The organism is Amycolatopsis methanolica 239, from assembly GCF_000739085.1.
GTDB classification, from domain to species: Bacteria; Actinomycetota; Actinomycetes; order Mycobacteriales; family Pseudonocardiaceae; genus Amycolatopsis_E; species Amycolatopsis_E methanolica.
In genome coordinates, this window is the sequence record NZ_CP009110.1 from 45,589 (window position 1) to 61,407 (window position 15,819).

Below are 15,819 nucleotides of genomic sequence, written 5' to 3' on the forward strand. Positions count from 1 at the left end.
CGAGGTGCGCCCCGGGACCGTGGTCGGCGTCGTCGGCGCCAACGGCTCCGGCTAGTCGACGCTCCTGCGGATTCTCGCCGGGGTGTCCCGGCCCACGTCCGGCACGGTGACCGGCCGCCCGCGCGTCGGGTACGTGCCGGACCGGTTTCCGGCCTCGACGCGGATGAGCGCGCTCGCCTACCTGCGGCACCTCGGCCGGATCTCCGGTGCATCCGAAGTGGACCCGCGGGCGCTGCTGGACCGGCTGGCGCTGGCCGGCGGCCCGCGCGCGCCACTGCGGCAGCTGTCGAAGGGCAACGCGCAGAAAGTCGGGCTGGCCCAGGCGTTGCTCACCCAACCGGACCTGCTCGTGCTGGACGAACCGTGGTCCGGGATCGACCCGGACGCGCACGGCGTGCTAGCCGAGATCATCGCCGAGACCAGCGCCCGCGGCGCGAGCGTGGTGTTCACCGAGCACCGCGACGAGCGCGCCCACGCGACCGAGGTCCACCGGCTGACCGGCGGCGTGCTGACCACTGTCGACCGGGCCGCCAGGGTGGTGCTGCGCGGGTCCGGCGAGGTGGACCTGCCGGGTGTGCTCGCGACGCGCCGCACCGGCGATCACGTCGAACTGACCGTCGCGGCGCAGCGCACCGACGAGCTGTTGCTGAAGGCGCTGAACAGCGGCTGGTCCGTGGCGCGGGTCGACACCCCGGAGGCACGCCGGTGATCCGCTACCAGCTCGCGCTGCTCGGGCATTCGCAGCGCTGCTGCCGCCGTCGCTGGCCTACCTGGTCCTGCTCGCCGTCCTGTACAACGACCCGACGGCGCCAGTCCCGCCGGAATTCGCCGTCCGCGCAGGCGGTCTCACCGTCGTGGCGTGCTGGCTGACCGTCGCGCTGGTGGACGCCGAAGACCCGGTGCAGCGGCTCTTCACGCTGGTCCACGCCCGCCGGCTGTCCACTGTGCGCACCGGGTTCGTGGCCGCGGCCGCGCTCTGTTGCGTGGTGCTCACCGCGGTGTCCCTCGCGTGGGCGGCCCTGGTGCACCACGGTCTGCCCGCCGCCGTCCTGAACGACGGGGTGGTCGCGCACGCGGCCTGCGCGGCGGCCGGCATCGGGCTCGGACTGCCGTGCTCCCGTCTGGTGCTGCCGCGGATCGGCTACACCGTGCTCGCCGCGCTGGTGTTGCTCGGGGTCGTGCTGCTGGTCCGGTGGGTGCCGGTGGTGAACCCGATGCCGCGGTCCCTGACCGGAGCGGGCTCGCACACCAGCGCGGTGGCGCTCGGCCTGCTCGGCGGCGTGCTGCTGCTGGTGGTGAGCGCCGCGGTTACGGGCCGGATCGTGCACCGGCGGGCATAGCGAAGGGCCCGCCTCCCCGGTGGGGAAGCGGGCCCTCGTCGGTCGGACTCTACGGGCCGCCCGGGATCGGGAACCTCGGCGAGCTGGTCGGCGACGTCGTGTCGTTGCCGCCACCGCCGCCGCTGTTGGACTCGCCGATCAGCAGGGTGATCGTCTCGCTCTTGGTGATCTGGGTGCCCGCCGTCGGCACGCTGCCGGTGACCTTGCCGTCCATGTCCTCGTCGGACAGCCTGTCGGACTGGTAGTTCACCGTGCCTTCCCAGCCCATCTGCTGGAGCTTCTGCAGCGCCTCGTTCTGGGTCAGCCCACGCAGGTCCGGCATCGAGATCTTCTGCTGCGACCCGTTCGACACGGTCAGGGTCACAGTCGAGCCCTCGCGCTGCTGGCCCGCGTTCGGCTTCTGGTTGAGGACCTGGCCCTCCGGCTGGTCGGAATCGGCCTCCTGCTTGCTGACCTTGAAGCCGAGCGCCTCCAGGCCGGCCTTCGCGACGTCGTACTGCTGGCCGGTGTAGTCGGTGACCTCCACCATGTTCGGCGTCTTGCCGACCTTGATCGACACCGTGCTGCCCTGCGCGATCTGCGTGTTCGCGTTCGGGTTCTGGCTCTGGACCTTGCCGTACTGGTCCTCGTCGTTGACATCCACCTCCGGGACGTTCGGGTCGAGGATCAGCCCGGCCTGGTTGAGCAGTGCCTCGGCCTCGTCCCGGGTCTTGCCGAGCAGGCTCGGCACCGCGACGTTCGCCGGCGCCCGTCCGATGTACAGCGTGATCTTCTGGTCGAGCGCGACGCTCACGCCGGCGGCGGGATCGGTGTTGATCGCCTTGCCGATCGAGTCGGCCGAGCAGGTCTCCACGCCGTTGGGCTGGCGCACGCACGGCTTGTCCGCGAGCACGATGTTGGTGAAACCCTTGTCCCGCAACGTCGCCTCGGCCTGCGCCTGCTGCTGACCGTTGACCTCGGGGATCATCGCGGTTTCCGGCTTCGACTCGAACGCGCCCGCCAGCCACATGATGAACGCGATCAGGCCGAGGGCGATCAACGTGAAGATCACCGCGGCCGTGATGCGCCTGCGCTTGCGGCGCTTCTCGTCCTCTTCGACCGCGTCGGGGTCGTAGTCGGCCGCGTGGCCGGGCGCCCCGCCGATCACCTGCGTGCGCTCGTCGGGCGTCATCACCATCGGGGCCGACGGCCGTTGCCCGGACAGCGTCCGGACCAGGTCGGCGCGCATCTCGGCGGCCGACTGGTACCGGTTGGCCGGGCCCTTGGCCAGCGCTTTCAGCACGATCGCGTCGAGCTCCGCCGACACCGCGGGGTTGACCGCCGACGGCGCCTTCGGGTCCTCCCGCACGTGCTGGTAGGCCACCGCGACCGGCGAGTCACCGGTGAACGGCGGCTCGCCGGTGATCAGCTCGAACAGGACGCACCCGGCGGCGTAGACGTCGCTGCGGGCGTCCACACCCTCGCCGCGCGCCTGCTCCGGCGACAGGTACTGGGCCGTGCCGATCACCGCGGCGGTCTGGGTCATCGCGGCCTGGCCGTCGTGCATCGCGCGCGCGATGCCGAAGTCCATCACCTTGACCGCACCCTGGTCGGTGATCATCACGTTGGCCGGCTTCACGTCCCGGTGCACGATGCCGTGCCGGTGCGAGAAGTCGAGCGCGGCGCAGACGTCCGCCATGACCTCCATGGCCCGCTTCTGCGACAACGGCCCCTCGGTCTTGACGATGTCGCGCAGCGTCCGGCCGCGCACGTACTCCATCACGATGTAGGGCAGCGGACCGTACTCGGTCTGCGCCTCACCGGTGTCGTACACGGCGACGATCGCCGGGTGGTTCAGCGCCGCGGCGTTCTGCGCCTCGCGGCGGAACCGCTCCTGGAACTGGGGGTCGCGGGCGAGGTCGGCACGCAGGATCTTCACGGCGACCTCGCGGCCCAGCCGGACGTCCGTGCCGTGGTGGACCTCGGACATGCCGCCGTAACCGAGCGTGTCGCCCAGTTCATAGCGGTTGGACAGCATCCTGGGTGCAGTCATCGGAGAAAGCCGTTCCGTTCCGTCCAAGGTGTGCTCATCATGCCTCGTAGGTCGTCTCTTCAGGGGGAGGGAGTTGCCGCGTGCCGGGAACCATGTCGGTCGTGCCGACCTGACCGCCCGGGACCCGGCCGGTTCCGCTGTCGCCACCCCAGTCGGGCAGGAACACCAGCAGAACCACCACGATCCCGGCCACCAGAACGGCCAGCAGCACCCACACGGCGATCGGCACCCGCCGCCGCGGTGGCACCGGCATCGGCAGCACCCCGCTCGGGTGCGGCATACCGGGTGGGCTGACCGGCTGCATCGCCGGCTGCGAAACCGGGCCGACGGCTGCCACCGGGCCGACGACCGGGGCATAAGTCTGCACCAGTCCGGACGGCGTCGGTAACGCGTGCCCGTTGCGGACCGCGGCGATGGCGGTCGCGAACTCGCCGCCGCTGTTGTAGCGCTGCCGCGGGTCCTTGACCAGGGTCGCCTCGATCACCGCGCGGGCGTGCGGTGGCACGTCCGGCGGCAGCGGCGGCGGCAGGTCGCGGATGTGCATCATCGCGACCGTGACCGCGTTCTCGGACAGGAACGGCCGGTGCCCGGCCAGGCACTCGTAACCGCACACGGCCAGCGAGTACACGTCGCTCGCCGGTTCCGCGTCGTGGCCGAGCGCCTGCTCCGGCGCGATGTAGTGGGCAGTGCCCATGACCATGCCGGACCTGGTCACCGGCGCCGCGTCGGCGGCCTTCGCGATGCCGAAGTCGGTGACCTTCACCGTGCCGCTCGGGGTGACCAGGATGTTGCCCGGCTTGACGTCCCGGTGGACCAGACCGCGTTCGTGCGCGGCCTGCAGCGCGTTGCCCGCCTGCTCGAGGATGTCCAGCGTCCGGTCGGCCGCCAGCCTGCCCTCGCGCATCAGGATCCCGGCCAGCGGCTCGCCGTCGACGTGCTCCATCACGAGGTAGGCGATCGCGTGCTCGCCCGCGACCGTCTCGCCGTAGTCGTGCACGGCCGCGATGCCGGGGTGGTTCAGCGACGCCGTCGTGCGTGCCTCGGTGCGGAAGCGGTGCAGGAACTCCGCGTCCTGGGACAGCTCGGCCTTGAGCACCTTCACCGCGACGATCCGGTCCAACCGGGTGTCGCTGGCCTGCCAGACCTCGCCCATCCCGCCGACGGCGATCCGGTGGACGAGACGGTAGCGATCGGCCAGCAGCTGACCGGTGGACAGCATGCGCTATCCACCCCCGAGCTGGGCGTTGATCGCGGCGCGGCCGATCTCGGCCGCCACGGTGCCACCGGTGGCCTCCAGACCGCGGTTGCCGCCGGACTCGACGATGACGGCGACGGCGATCTGCGGGTCGGCGGCCGGCGCGAACGCGGTGTACCAGGCGTGCGGCGGCGTGGACTTCGGGTCGGTGCCGTGCTCGGCGGTGCCGGTCTTGGAGGCGATCTGGATGTTCGCGCGCTTGCCGCCGCCCTTGGTGTTGGCCTCGGAGGCGATCATCATGTCGCGCAGCACGGCCGCGTTCGCCGCGGACAGCGCCGGCGTGCCGGTCAGCTCCTGCGGCGAGAAGGTCTCCAGGTCGGACAGGTCCGGCGCGAGCAGCTTCTTGATCAGCTGCGGCTTCATGGCCATGCCGCCGTTGGCGATCGTGGCGGACAGCATCAGGTCCTGCAGCGGGGTCAGCCGCACGTCGCGCTGGCCGATGCCGCTCTGGTACAGCGCGGCCTGCGAGTCCATCTCGCCGAGGCTGGACGGCGCGACGTTCATCGGGATCGACAGCGGCGTGCCGATGCCGAAGTTGACCGCGATCTGGTTCAGCTTGTCCGCGCCCAGCTGGCCGGCGAACGTCGCGAACGGCACGTTGCAGGAGTGCGCCAGCGCCTCCTTGAACGTGGTGCCGGGGCAGGCCGCGCCGCCGTAGTTCTCCAGCGTGGTCCGGGTGCCCGGCAGCTGCACGTTCGGCGCGTTGCTTACCGGGGTGTCGGCGGTGGCGCCGTTCTCCAGCTCGGCGGCGGCGACCAGCAGCTTGAACGTCGAGCCCGGCGGGTAGGTCTGCGAGATCGCCCGGTTGAGCATCGGCTCCTTCGGGTCGTCCGCGAACTGCGTCCACGCCTCCTGCTGGGCGGTGCTGTCGTGCGAGGCGAGCGCGTTCGGGTCGTAGGACGGGGTGGAGACCATCCCGAGGATCTCGCCGGTCTTCGGGTTCATCGCGACCGCGGCGCCGGTGTAGCCCTTGGACGTCATCGCGTTGTACAGCGCCGCCTGGACGGCCGGGTTGATCGTCAGCTGCACGTTGCCGCCGCGCGGGTCCCGTCCGGTGACCATGTCCGACAGGCGGCGCACGAACAGCCGCGGGTCCTCGCCGTTGAGGATGTCGTCCTCGGCGCGCTCCAGCCCGCCGGAGCCGTAGCGCACCGAGTAGTAGCCGGTGACCGGCGCGTACATCGGGCCGTCGGTGTAGCGGCGCTCGAACTTCAGCTTGTCGTTCGTCGCCACGACGTCGGCGAGCACCTGGCCGTCGTACTGCGACACGATGCTGCCGCGCTGCCGGGAGTACTGGTCCAGCAGCACCCGCTGGTTGCGCGAGTCGGTGCGGTAGTCGTCGGCCTTCACCACCTGGATGTAGGTGATGTTGACCAGCAACAGCACCACCATGGTGATCATGGCGATGCCGACGCGGCGCATGGGCTTGTTCATGCCGTCGGTTCCCCTGTCGGATTGCCCCCGGCCGGCGGCCGCTGCACCATCACCGTGTGTGCCTCGGCCAGCGGAGCCTGCTGCTGCGGCTGCTTGGGCCGGGGTTTCTGGGCGGGTCGCCGCGCCGCGTCCGAGATGCGGAGCAGCAGGGCGACCAGGATGTAGTTGGCCAGCAGCGACGAGCCGCCGTAGGACAGGAACGGCGTCGTGATGCCGGTCATCGGGATCAGCTTGGTCACCCCGCCGACGATCACGAACACCTGCATGACGATCGCGAACGACAGGCCGCAGCCGAGCAGCTTGCCGAACGTGTCCCGCACCGCGAGCGCGCTGCGCATGCCGCGGGTGGCCAGGAGCAGGTAGATCATCAGGATCGCGGCGAGCCCGACGAACCCGAGCTCCTCGCCGAGACCCGCGGTGATGAAGTCGGTGTTGGACTCCGGCACGATCTCCGGCCGCCCGGCGCCGAGGCCGGTGCCGCCGACCCCGCCGGTGCCGAGGCCGAACAGGCCCTGCGCGATCTGGTAGCCGCCACCAGGGTCGGAGTAGGTCTCCAGCGGGTCGATCCAGTTCGCCACGCGCTGCTCGACGTGCGTGAACAGCTGGTAGGCGATGAGGCAGCCGACGATGAAGAAGCTCAGCCCGGTGACCACCCAGATCGCCCGCTCGGTGGCGACGTAGAGCATCACCAGCACGATGCCGAACAGCAGCAGCGAGGTGCCCAGGTCCTTCTCGAACACCAGGACCAGCAGGCAGACACCGGCCGCGATGAGCAGCGGGCCCAGGTCACGCGCGCGGGGCAGCTCGACGCCGAACACCTTGCGGCCCGCGATCATGAACAGGTCGCGTTTGGCCACCAGGAAGGAGGCGAAGAAGATCATCAGCAGGATCTTCGAGAACTCCGCGGGCTGGATCGAAAAGCCTGGCAGCTTCAGCCACACCTTCGCGCCGTTGACCTCGGACAACGAGCTGGGCAACAGCGCGGGCAACGCCAGGGCGACCATGCCGGCCAGGCCCGCCGTGTAGCCGTAGCGGGTGAGCGTCCGGTGGTCCTTGACCAGGATCAGCACGGCGAGGAACAGCGCCAGCGCGAGCGCGGTGAACAGGACCTGCTTCGGCGCGTCCGCGGTGAAGTCCTTGCTGGCCTGCGTCGCCTTCTCCGCGTTGGCCAGGTCGATCCGGTAGATCATCACCAGGCCGAGGCCGTTGAGCAGTGCGACGCACGGCAGGATCAGCGGATCCGCGTACGCCGCCCACTTGCGCACGGCCGCGTGGGCGACCGAGAACAAGCCCAGGTAGGCCAGCCCGTACCAGACGATCGACCAGGACAGCTCCTGCTCCTGGTTCGCCTGCACGAGCACGAACGCGCACGTCACGATGAACGCGGCGAAACCCAGCATGGCCAGTTCCGTGCCACGCCGGGTCGGCATGTCCCGCGGGGGGTTGGTCGCGTAGATGGAGGCTGCCTGGTCCGACAGCGGTGGCTGGCTCATCAGCCACCGCCACCTGGCACCGTCGTCGTCGCGCAGTCCCTCCCCGCCTGCTGGCTCGTCGATTCACTCGGCAGCGTCGGCACGCCGGGAATGGTGGTCTGGGTGCAGTCCCGCAGCGTCTTGTAGCGCAGGAAGTTGTCGATGTAGTCGCGCGCGTCGGCCAGGCTGTCCTTCTTCACGCCGTTGCGCACCGCGGCCTGCGCGTCCTGCTGCAGCTGCGGCACGGTCAGCTCGTCGCACAGCTGGTCGCCGGACGGGCACGAGCCCTCGGCCTGCTGGTGCAGCGGGATGCCGAGGATGCTGCCGGGCACGCCGCGGAAGATCGCGACCTCCGAATTGGCGCCCTCGCCGACGTAGTACTGGCTGAGCACGAAGTAACGGGTCGCGATCGCGCCCGCGCCCAGCACCACCAGCACCAGCAGGACGCCGACGATCCAGCGCCACCTGCGGCGCTTCTTCGGCTCCTCCGGCGGCGCGATCATCTGCGGCGGCGGAGGCGGCGGCTGGGTCAGCGCGCGAGCCCTGGCCGCGGGGGAGTCGCCCTGGTGGTCGTACTGGTCGCTGCCGTCACCGGCCGCGCCGCCCACGATCGGGGCGTTCTCGCCGTAGTCGACGTCCACCACGTCCGCGACGATGACCGTCACGTTGTCCGTGCCGCCGCCCTTGAGCGCCAGCTCGATCATCCGGTCGGCGCAGTCCTGCGGGTCCGGGATGCGGATCGCCTCGGCCAGCGTCTCGTCGCTGACCATGCCGGACAGGCCGTCCGAGCACAGCAGGTACCGGTCGCCCGCGCGGGCTTCGCGCACGGTCAGGCTCGGCTCCACCTCGTGCCCGGTGAGCGCCTTGAGCAGCAGCGAGCGCTGCGGGTGCGTCGCGGCCTGGTCGGCCGTGATGCGGCCCTGTTCGAGAAGCTCGTTGACGAAGCTGTCGTCGCGCGTGATCTGGGTGAGCTGCCCGTTGCGGAACAGGTAGGCGCGCGAGTCGCCGACGTGCACCATGCCGAGGCGCGAACCCGAGAACAACATCGCGGTGAGCGTCGTGCCCATCCCGTCGAGGTCCGGGTCGTTCGCCACCAGTTCGCTGATGGCCGCGTTGCCGCCGGCCACCGCGTCTCTCAGCATGGTCAGCAGGTCGTCGCCGGGCTCGTCGTCGTCGAGCGGGGCGAGCGAGGCGATCACGACCTTGCTGGCCACCTCACCCGCGGCATGGCCACCCATGCCGTCGGCGAGTGCGAGCAGGCGGGGGCCCGCGTACACCGAGTCCTGGTTGCTGGACCGCACCAGGCCACGGTCGCTGCGGGCCGCGTAGCGAAGAACGAGTGTCATGGGCGAAGCTCGATCACCGTCTTGCCGATCCGGATGGGGACACCGAGTGGAACTCGGAGGGGTGCAGTGACCTTAGCCCGGTCCAGGTAAGTCCCGTTGGTCGATCCCAGATCTTCCACGTACCAGTCCGTACCGCGCAGCGACAGCCGGGCGTGCCGGGTCGAGGCGTAGTCGTCGTCCAGCACCAGGGTGGAGTCGTCGGCCCGGCCGAGCGTGATCGGCCTGCCGTCGAGGGTGATCCGGGTGCCGGCCAGCGCCCCGTGGGTGACGAGCAGCTGGCGGGGCGTCTTGGCGTTGCCCCGCGGCTTCTTCTGCTCCTTGGCGCGGCGCAACCCGGGCATCGCGACCTTCAGGCCCGACGCCGCGTACAGGTCCGAGCGCACCACCCGAAGGGCAGCCAGCACGAACAGCCAGAGCAGCACGAGAAAGCCTACTCTGGTGAGTTGAACGACCAGCTCCGGCACGTGTCTCCGCCTTCTGTTCTCCCGACCGTGGCACGCGTGCGCCGCGGCGTCCCGCAGGGGTCATTCTGCGGGACACGGGATTTCGGGTGCGAACCCGGTCAGGCGCAGGTTACCGGCGCGCGTGTCAGCCCTGCGTGCGGAACACCAGCGAGGAGTGGCCGACCCGGATCACGTCACCGTCCGCGAGCTGCCACGTCTGCACCGGGGTGCCGTTGACCGTGGTGCCGTTCGTGGAGCCGATGTCGGCGAGCGTCGCGCTCTGGCCGTCCCAGGTGATCTCCAGGTGGCGGCGGGAGACACCGGTGTCCGGCAGGCGGAAGTCGGCGTCCTGGCCGCGGCCGATGACGTTGCCGCCCTGCTTGAGGGTGTAGTTCCGGTTCGAGCCGTCGTCGAGCTGCAGGACGGCCTGCACCTGGCGGCCCGCGCCCGGCGCGGCGGGCGGCGGAGCGTAGCCCTGCTGCGCGTACGGGTCCGGAGCGCCCTGCGGCGGCCCGTAGCCACCGGGCGGGGTGCCGTAGCCGGGCTGCTGCCCGTAGCCCTGGTCGTAGCCACCCTGCGGCTGGCCGTAGCCCTGGTCGTAGCCGGGCTGCTGGCCGTAGCCCTGGTCGTACCCGCCCTGCGGCTGGCCGTAGCCCTGGTCGTAGCCGGGCTGCTGGCCGTAGCCCTGGTCGTAACCCGGCTGGCCACCGTAGCCGCCGCCCTGGTCGTACCCGGGCTGGCCACCGCCGTAGCCGCCCTGGTCGTACCCGGGCTGCTGGCCGTAACCCTGGTCGTAACCCGGCTGGCCATAGCCACCCTGGTCATAACCGGGCTGTCCCTGCTGTCCGTAGCCGTACTGGCCCTGCTGGCCGTACGGGTCACCCTGGTCGTATTGGCCTTGGCCGTAGCCGGGGGGCTGGCTCATTGCTGGGTCTCCTGCGTTGCTGGGTCGTGCTGACCGTCCTGCACCCGCGACGTTACGCGCGCTGACGTCGGGGTCGACGGATGAACGGGTCTTGAATTGTCCAGTATGCAGCGCGTCGTTGCGCTCGAGCGAAACTACGACGTCACCATAGGTGTCCCAACCGTGTTCGGCGAGGTGCTCCTTGACGGCTTCCGTGAGCACCCGGGTGACGCGCAACTCATCGCCGGCCATCCGGTCGTAGTCAGTCGGCCCCAGCGACACGATGTAGTGGTTGGGGGCGAGCAGCCTGCCACCGGCCAGCTCACGAACGTTGTCCTCGCCTTCGCGTTCCAGGGCCTGCGCCACCTCTTGCGTGACGACGTTGCCGCCGAACATGCGTGCGAAGGTGTTTCCCACCAGGGATTCCAGGCGTCGATCGAAGCGTTCAACCCGACCCACGGAACCCACGCCCTCCTTCGCACCATGTGCTTTCGCATCGATCCTATCGGGATCCGCGCCCTTCGACACGACCCCCGGTGAAGGGCCCCGAAACGGCCTGCTAGAGTTCTCTTCGCTGTCGCAGGCAACTCGGGCGAGTGGCGGAATGGCAGACGCGCACGGTTCAGGTCCGTGTGTCCGAAAGGACGTGAGGGTTCAACTCCCTCCTCGCCCACCCGATGACCCGGGCTCTGGATCCCAGAGCCCGGGTTTTTTCGTTGCACGACGTATCTCACCCCGGCGCGGTGAGGAGCGTTCCCGCGAAGTGACCCTCCGTGCCGCCACGAGGATGTTTCCGTGGCATCGATGCGCGTAGAAGGGGCCACCTGAACGTGGACGCGGCGGGGCGGCTGGACGAGATCTTCGCGCGGCGAACGGGGCGCCCGATCGTGGTCGTGGTGAAGGGCCCGCCCGGATCCGGGCGCACGGACCTGGCCGTGCAGTGGGTCCACCACCGGCACGCGGCCGACTACCCCGGTGGCGGGGCCGTTCTTCGTCCGCCTCGGCGGCGGGCTCAGCGACAGCGACCGGCTGCTCACCGGCCGCGGACGCTGCTTCTCGCCACCGGCGGGTTCCACGCCGGGGACCTGCCGCACAGCCTGGACGGCCTTTCCGCGCTGTGGCGCGACTCGTGCCGGACGAGGGCGACTCCGCGGTGCTGACCACCGAGGCCCGTGAGCTGGGCGCGCTGCGGGTGCACACCGCGCCCGAGGTGGGCGACATCGAGCCGATGAACGCCGAAGCCTCCCGGGAGCTGCTCACCCGGATCGCGGGCGCCGACCTGGTCGCCGCCGAGCCCGAGGCCGTCGGTGAGCTGGTCGAGGTGTGCGGCGGGCCGGCCATCGCGCTGTGCGTGGTGGGCACGATGCTCGCCGACGCCGAACCGGACCGGCCTGCGGCCCGGCTCGCCAGGCGGCTCGCGCGGCGCGAGCGGGTCCTGCACGAGCTGTCCCGCGATCACGAGCTGTCCGTGCGGGCCGTGCTGGACGCCGCCTACGAGCGGATGGACGACCTGACCCCAGCGGGTGCTCGGCGCGCACCCCGGTTCCGGCGCGGTCGCCGCGGCGCTCGGGGACCGCTGGACGACGCCCGCGACGGTGTGCGCCTGATCCGCGCCCGGCTCGCCACCCGCGCCGACGAGGACCGCGTCCGCATGCTCGGGCTGGTGCGCGACCACGCGCGCACCCGGCTCGCAGGCCGGTGCTGGGCGCGTTGATCGACTACTAATGGTCGCACGCGGTGTCCGCGGCCCGAGCGGTCAGCCCGGGCCGGATCTGGAACCGGCTCCTCGGCGACCCGCGGTTGTTCACCGACCGCGCGACCGCCCTGAGCTGGCTGGAGGAGGAGCACCCGAACCTGTACGCGACGGTCGGCGAGGCGCATCGCGCCCCGCTGCTGACTTCCGTGCTCCGGACCCAGCTGGGGTTCGCCCACCGCCAGCGCGGCGGGCACGAGACCGGCGCGGACGTGCTGCGTGCCGCCCTGGACGCCACTCGGGAGGCCGGATCGCCCGAGGCGGAGGCCACGGCGCTGGAAGGGCTCGGCCTGGTGCTCCTCGACGAGCGCGATCCACGAGCGGCCGCCGTCCTGCGGGAGAACCTGGCCCTGGCCTCGGGCATCGCCGACGAGCGCGGCCTGGCGCTGGCCCGGATGCACCTGGCCAAGGTGCTGGAGCCGGACGAGGCGCTGCCGCTGCTCGACCTCGCGCACGCCTACTTCACGGCGCGGGAGGAGGCGGGCAACGTCCTCAAGACCGATCTCTGGCGCGGCCGGAAGCTGACCGCGGCGGGTCGTCCGGCCGAAGCCAGGGAGCTGCTCGACCGCGTGGCGAGCGCCACCGGGCACCACCGCGAGCGTGGTGAGGCGCGGCTTGCGCTCGCCGACGTCGCACTGGCCTCGGGTGCTGATCCCGCTCCTGACCTGCGCGAAGTCGAGCGGATCTTCAGCCGGTTCGGCTTCCCGCGTGAGGCGGCGACGGCCGCGGCTCTCCGAGCTGACCTGAGCACCGTGACCCGCGCCTGGTGCGTGCGTCCACCCACCCGCACGCGGAGCGACCCCGGGACGGCGACGGCCAGGTGGTAGAGCGCCGACGCGAAGGCCTCCGCGGGAGCGGTGAGGTCGTCGAGCCGGATGAGGCCGCCGTCGTCCGTCCCCACGAGCCAGCCGTTGTCCCCGCGCGCGAGAGCCAGCGCGCAGCCGGGCAGGGACCGCAACTGCGCCGAGATCCACGCCTCCGCGTCCGGTGGCCGGTGGTGCACCACGATGTCGGCGAAGTCGAGCAGCCGCGCGCTGGCCTCGCGCACGTCCACGACGAGGTGGGTCCCGCCCGGCGCGTGCCGGGGTTCGTGCAGGGAGTCCGCGGGGAACCGCGTCACGACCGCCTCACCGCCGCGGAACTCGACCCGGGCCAGGTGGGCCCGTGGTTCCGGGGACCTCGATCTCCGGCACCGGGAGCACCCGCGGGTCCGCGGGAACGGGCTCCAGGCCGAGGTGGCGGTAGATCGTCTCGGACAGCACCGTGCCTGCCGAGCCCGGCGGTGAGGTGGTGCACGAGGTGATCGCGGCCGTGCTGAGGGGGTCGTGCCCGGCGATGACCTCCTCGATCTGGCGGACTGGATCTTCGGCCAGCCGCGGCGCCACGGCGAGCAGGCGCGCGATCGGCGAATCCGGCGCGACCGCATCGGCGGGTGCCGAGACGAGGATCACAGGCGTGCCCAGCGCCGCCGAGTAGAAGCTGACCGATCCGTGGTCGCCGAGGGGCGAGGTCGGCGGCGACCAGCGCCTGGCACCAGAACCGCTCGTCGGGCAGGACGAGGACCCCGGCGCGGTGGCACTCGTCGAGCCACATCCGCGCCTGCCACGGCGAGTGGTGCGCGGAGATGTTGGGGTGCGGCGCCACCGCGATCCGGTAGGAGTCCATGTCCAGGCTGGTGGCGAGCCGGTGCGCGAGCCGCAGGTCGTTGCCGAGCAGGGACTGCCCGTCCCAGGTCGTCGAGACCACGATCAGCTTCGCGCCGGTGTCGACGCCGAGGGCCTGCCGGTACGCCTCGCGCAGCGGCAGGCTCGCCAGCATCCGGTCGAAACACGGGTCGCCCGCGACGACAGCACGATCACGGACGGCACCACGCGGCCTTCGTGCGTCAGCCAGTCCGCGGACAGGCCGAACACCCCAGCGCGGCCCTCCGAGTCGAGGTACTTGTTGTAGCCCGTGCCGTGCGGCACGGGCTACAACGGCGCCTTGACCTCGTGCAGGTCGCCTCCGTAGCTCGCGGCGATCGCGAGGTCGGCGGGGCGGTCGAGGGCCTCGGCCCAGGGCAGGACGTCGATGCCCGCCCTGGCCAGGTATTCGTGGGTGCCGTTGGTGAAGGCGGTCGACCCGGGGCAGGTGAAGATCGTCTGCACCCGTGGATCGGTGGCGAACAGCGGCAGGATGTCGAACAGGCGCGTCGCCGCCGTGGTGTTGTGCACGATCGCCAGCACCGTGCGTTCGGTGCGCACCGTGCTCCAGTCGACCGACACGACGGCTGATCTTAGAAGCTGATGTTCCCCTGGATGTCCCGCGCCTGGACGACGTTGCCGTGGACCGTGCCGGAGATCTGGTTGTTCGCGCCGTCGCCGCGCTGGCTCCACGCCTCGCATACGGGTCGTCGGCGAACCGCCGTTTGATCAGCTCGTACAGGCCCTGCACGGCCTTCGTCGCAGCGGCGGTGGCGATGCTCACCAGGATGGGTCCGGCATGGACCCACGGTAGTCACGGCGTCCAGTCCGCGTTGGCGCCGCAGAGCAGGACGCACGGCGCTTCACCGGGCACCGCGCCGGCCAGCCACGCGGCGAACGGCACCGCGGCCGCCGGTTCGACGGCCAGCCGGAACTCGTCCCACAGCCGGTCCCGCGCCGCCAGGATCTCCGCCTCGCCGACGACCAGCGACCGCACGCCCGGCCCGGACAGCACCTCGAACGGGACCTCCCCGACGCGGGTCGCGCCCAGCGCCGACGCGGCGACCGAGTCCACCTCCGCCTCCACCGGGTGCCCAGCCGCGAGCGCCTGGTGCAGGCAGGAGCACCGCTCCGGCTCGACCGCGACCGTCAGCCGCCCGCCGGAGCCGAGTGCCACCCCGGCCGCGAGGCCGCCACCGCCGACGGCCACCGCGATCGCGTCCACCTCGGGCGCGTCGGCGACGATCTCCGCCGCCACTGTGCCCTGGCCGGCGACCACCACCGGGTCGTTGTAGGCCTCGACGTACCGCGTGCCCGGCGCCTGTGCGTCTTCGCGGGCGGCCGCCGCCGCGTCGGAGTACCGCGTGCCCGCCCGCACCAGCCGGGCGCCGGCCGCCTCGATCCGGCGCGCCTTGCTAGCCGGCACACCGTCCGGTACGAACACGGTCGCGGGCAGGCCGAGGATCGCCGCGGCCGTCGCGACGCCGATGCCGTGGTTGCCGCCGGACGCCGTGACGACCTGCTCCGGCCGCTCCCCGGCGAGCAGGGCGTTCAGCGCGCCGCGCAGCTTGAACGAGCCGGTGCGCTGCAGGTGCTCGAGCTTCAGCACGAGCGGGCGGCCGTCGACCTCGGCACGCAGCACCGGGGTGTGGCGGACGTACGGGCGGATGCGCTCCGCGGCGGCGGTGACGTCGGGGACGACCGTGCTTGTCATGAGTCCACTGTGCGCAGCACGGCCGTAAGCCGCCAGCGCTTTCCCGTTGCCCGGCATTAGCGATACTTACGGCATGCTCGTCGCCGAACGGCTGCGCGTCCTGGTCGAGGTCGCCCACGCCGGGTCCATCGCCACCGCGGCGCGGAACATGGGCTTCACCGCCTCCGCGCTGTCCCAGCAGCTGGCCCGGCTCGAACGCGAGGCGGGCTGCACGCTGCTGGAGCGCCGCGCGACCGGCACGGTCCTCACCGAGGCCGGACGGCTGCTGGTCCGGCACGGCGAGGCGATCGCCGGGGAGCTGCGGGAGGCGGAGCAAACGCTTGCGGCCCTGCGCGACCAGCCGCCCGCCGCGTTGACGGTGGGCACCTTCGCGACCGCGGGGCAGGTGCTGTTGCCGCAGGTGGTGGGGGGAGTTCCGGCGCGCGTACCCGGCGACCCGGCTGC

General features: G+C 71.6%; 14 protein-coding genes, 1 tRNA gene and 1 pseudogene. 6 read left to right on the forward strand and 10 right to left on the reverse strand.

Features of this window, described 5'->3' with window-relative positions; translation table 11 throughout:
- The first annotated feature begins 64 nt into the window (after positions 1-64).
- Positions 65-709, forward strand: coding sequence for an ATP-binding cassette domain-containing protein (locus AMETH_RS00260; protein ID WP_223843278.1), 645 nt, complete (start codon positions 65-67; stop codon positions 707-709).
- A gap of 145 nt (positions 710-854) precedes the next feature.
- Positions 855-1,340, forward strand: a complete 486-nt coding sequence (locus AMETH_RS00265; RefSeq protein WP_017986003.1) for a hypothetical protein — start codon at positions 855-857, stop codon at positions 1,338-1,340.
- 49 nt (positions 1,341-1,389) lie between these two features.
- Here AMETH_RS00265 and pknB read toward each other — a convergent pair whose 3' ends face one another.
- The 7 genes from pknB to AMETH_RS00300 all read right to left on the reverse strand — a co-directional run bounded on the left by pknB (position 1,390) and on the right by AMETH_RS00300 (position 10,685).
- Positions 1,390-3,372, reverse strand: coding sequence for a Stk1 family PASTA domain-containing Ser/Thr kinase (pknB, locus tag AMETH_RS00270; RefSeq protein ID WP_038531769.1), 1,983 nt, complete (start codon positions 3,370-3,372; stop codon positions 1,390-1,392).
- A gap of 37 nt (positions 3,373-3,409) precedes the next feature.
- Positions 3,410-4,591 (reverse strand): protein kinase domain-containing protein, encoded by a 1,182-nt coding sequence (locus AMETH_RS00275; protein ID WP_017986005.1) that lies wholly within the window; start codon positions 4,589-4,591, stop codon positions 3,410-3,412.
- A gap of 3 nt (positions 4,592-4,594) precedes the next feature.
- A complete protein-coding gene (locus tag AMETH_RS00280) occupies positions 4,595-6,061 on the reverse strand; it encodes a peptidoglycan D,D-transpeptidase FtsI family protein (RefSeq protein WP_017986006.1) in 1,467 nt (488 codons plus the stop codon).
- Complete coding sequence (locus AMETH_RS00285; protein WP_017986007.1) at positions 6,058-7,554, reverse strand: FtsW/RodA/SpoVE family cell cycle protein; 1,497 nt, start codon at positions 7,552-7,554, stop codon at positions 6,058-6,060. Before AMETH_RS00285 ends, AMETH_RS00280 begins: the two co-directional genes overlap by 4 nt.
- A complete protein-coding gene (locus AMETH_RS00290; protein ID WP_017986008.1) occupies positions 7,554-8,879 on the reverse strand; it encodes a PP2C family protein-serine/threonine phosphatase in 1,326 nt (441 codons plus the stop codon). The genes AMETH_RS00285 and AMETH_RS00290 overlap by 1 nt, the downstream gene beginning before the upstream one ends.
- A complete protein-coding gene (locus AMETH_RS00295) occupies positions 8,876-9,343 on the reverse strand; it encodes an FHA domain-containing protein FhaB/FipA (protein ID WP_026153666.1) in 468 nt (155 codons plus the stop codon). The genes AMETH_RS00290 and AMETH_RS00295 overlap by 4 nt, the downstream gene beginning before the upstream one ends.
- A gap of 124 nt (positions 9,344-9,467) precedes the next feature.
- On the reverse strand, positions 9,468-10,685 hold the full coding sequence (locus tag AMETH_RS00300; RefSeq protein WP_026153667.1) for a DUF3662 and FHA domain-containing protein: 1,218 nt from the start codon (positions 10,683-10,685) through the stop codon (positions 9,468-9,470).
- Between the two features lie 131 nt (positions 10,686-10,816).
- Between AMETH_RS00300 and AMETH_RS00305 the strand changes: the two genes are divergently transcribed.
- The 3 genes from AMETH_RS00305 (at position 10,817) to AMETH_RS00320 (ending at position 12,806) form a co-directional block, all read left to right on the forward strand.
- Positions 10,817-10,899 (forward strand) — tRNA-Leu (locus tag AMETH_RS00305).
- Positions 10,900-11,343: 444 nt separating this feature from the next.
- Complete coding sequence (locus AMETH_RS00315; RefSeq protein ID WP_156131582.1) at positions 11,344-11,940, forward strand: hypothetical protein; 597 nt, start codon at positions 11,344-11,346, stop codon at positions 11,938-11,940.
- A 23-nt stretch (positions 11,941-11,963) separates the two neighbouring features.
- Positions 11,964-12,806, forward strand: a complete 843-nt coding sequence (locus AMETH_RS00320; protein ID WP_017986014.1) for a hypothetical protein — start codon at positions 11,964-11,966, stop codon at positions 12,804-12,806.
- Between the two features lie 300 nt (positions 12,807-13,106).
- Here AMETH_RS00320 and AMETH_RS35420 read toward each other — a convergent pair whose 3' ends face one another.
- The 3 genes from AMETH_RS35420 to AMETH_RS00330 all read right to left on the reverse strand — a co-directional run bounded on the left by AMETH_RS35420 (position 13,107) and on the right by AMETH_RS00330 (position 15,375).
- On the reverse strand, positions 13,107-13,430 hold the full coding sequence (locus tag AMETH_RS35420) for a hypothetical protein (protein WP_017986015.1): 324 nt from the start codon (positions 13,428-13,430) through the stop codon (positions 13,107-13,109).
- 519 nt (positions 13,431-13,949) lie between these two features.
- Positions 13,950-14,243 (reverse strand): hypothetical protein, encoded by a 294-nt coding sequence (locus AMETH_RS35430; RefSeq protein WP_017986017.1) that lies wholly within the window; start codon positions 14,241-14,243, stop codon positions 13,950-13,952.
- A 232-nt stretch (positions 14,244-14,475) separates the two neighbouring features.
- The gene (locus AMETH_RS00330) at positions 14,476-15,375 is read right to left on the reverse strand and encodes a serine/threonine dehydratase (protein WP_017986018.1); all 900 of its coding nucleotides are present in this window, start codon (positions 15,373-15,375) and stop codon (positions 14,476-14,478) included.
- A gap of 73 nt (positions 15,376-15,448) precedes the next feature.
- Between AMETH_RS00330 and AMETH_RS39525 the strand changes: the two are divergent.
- Positions 15,449-15,577: pseudogene (locus AMETH_RS39525) on the forward strand (helix-turn-helix domain-containing protein); the annotation flags it as partial.
- Between the last annotated feature and the right edge of the window lie 242 nt (positions 15,578-15,819).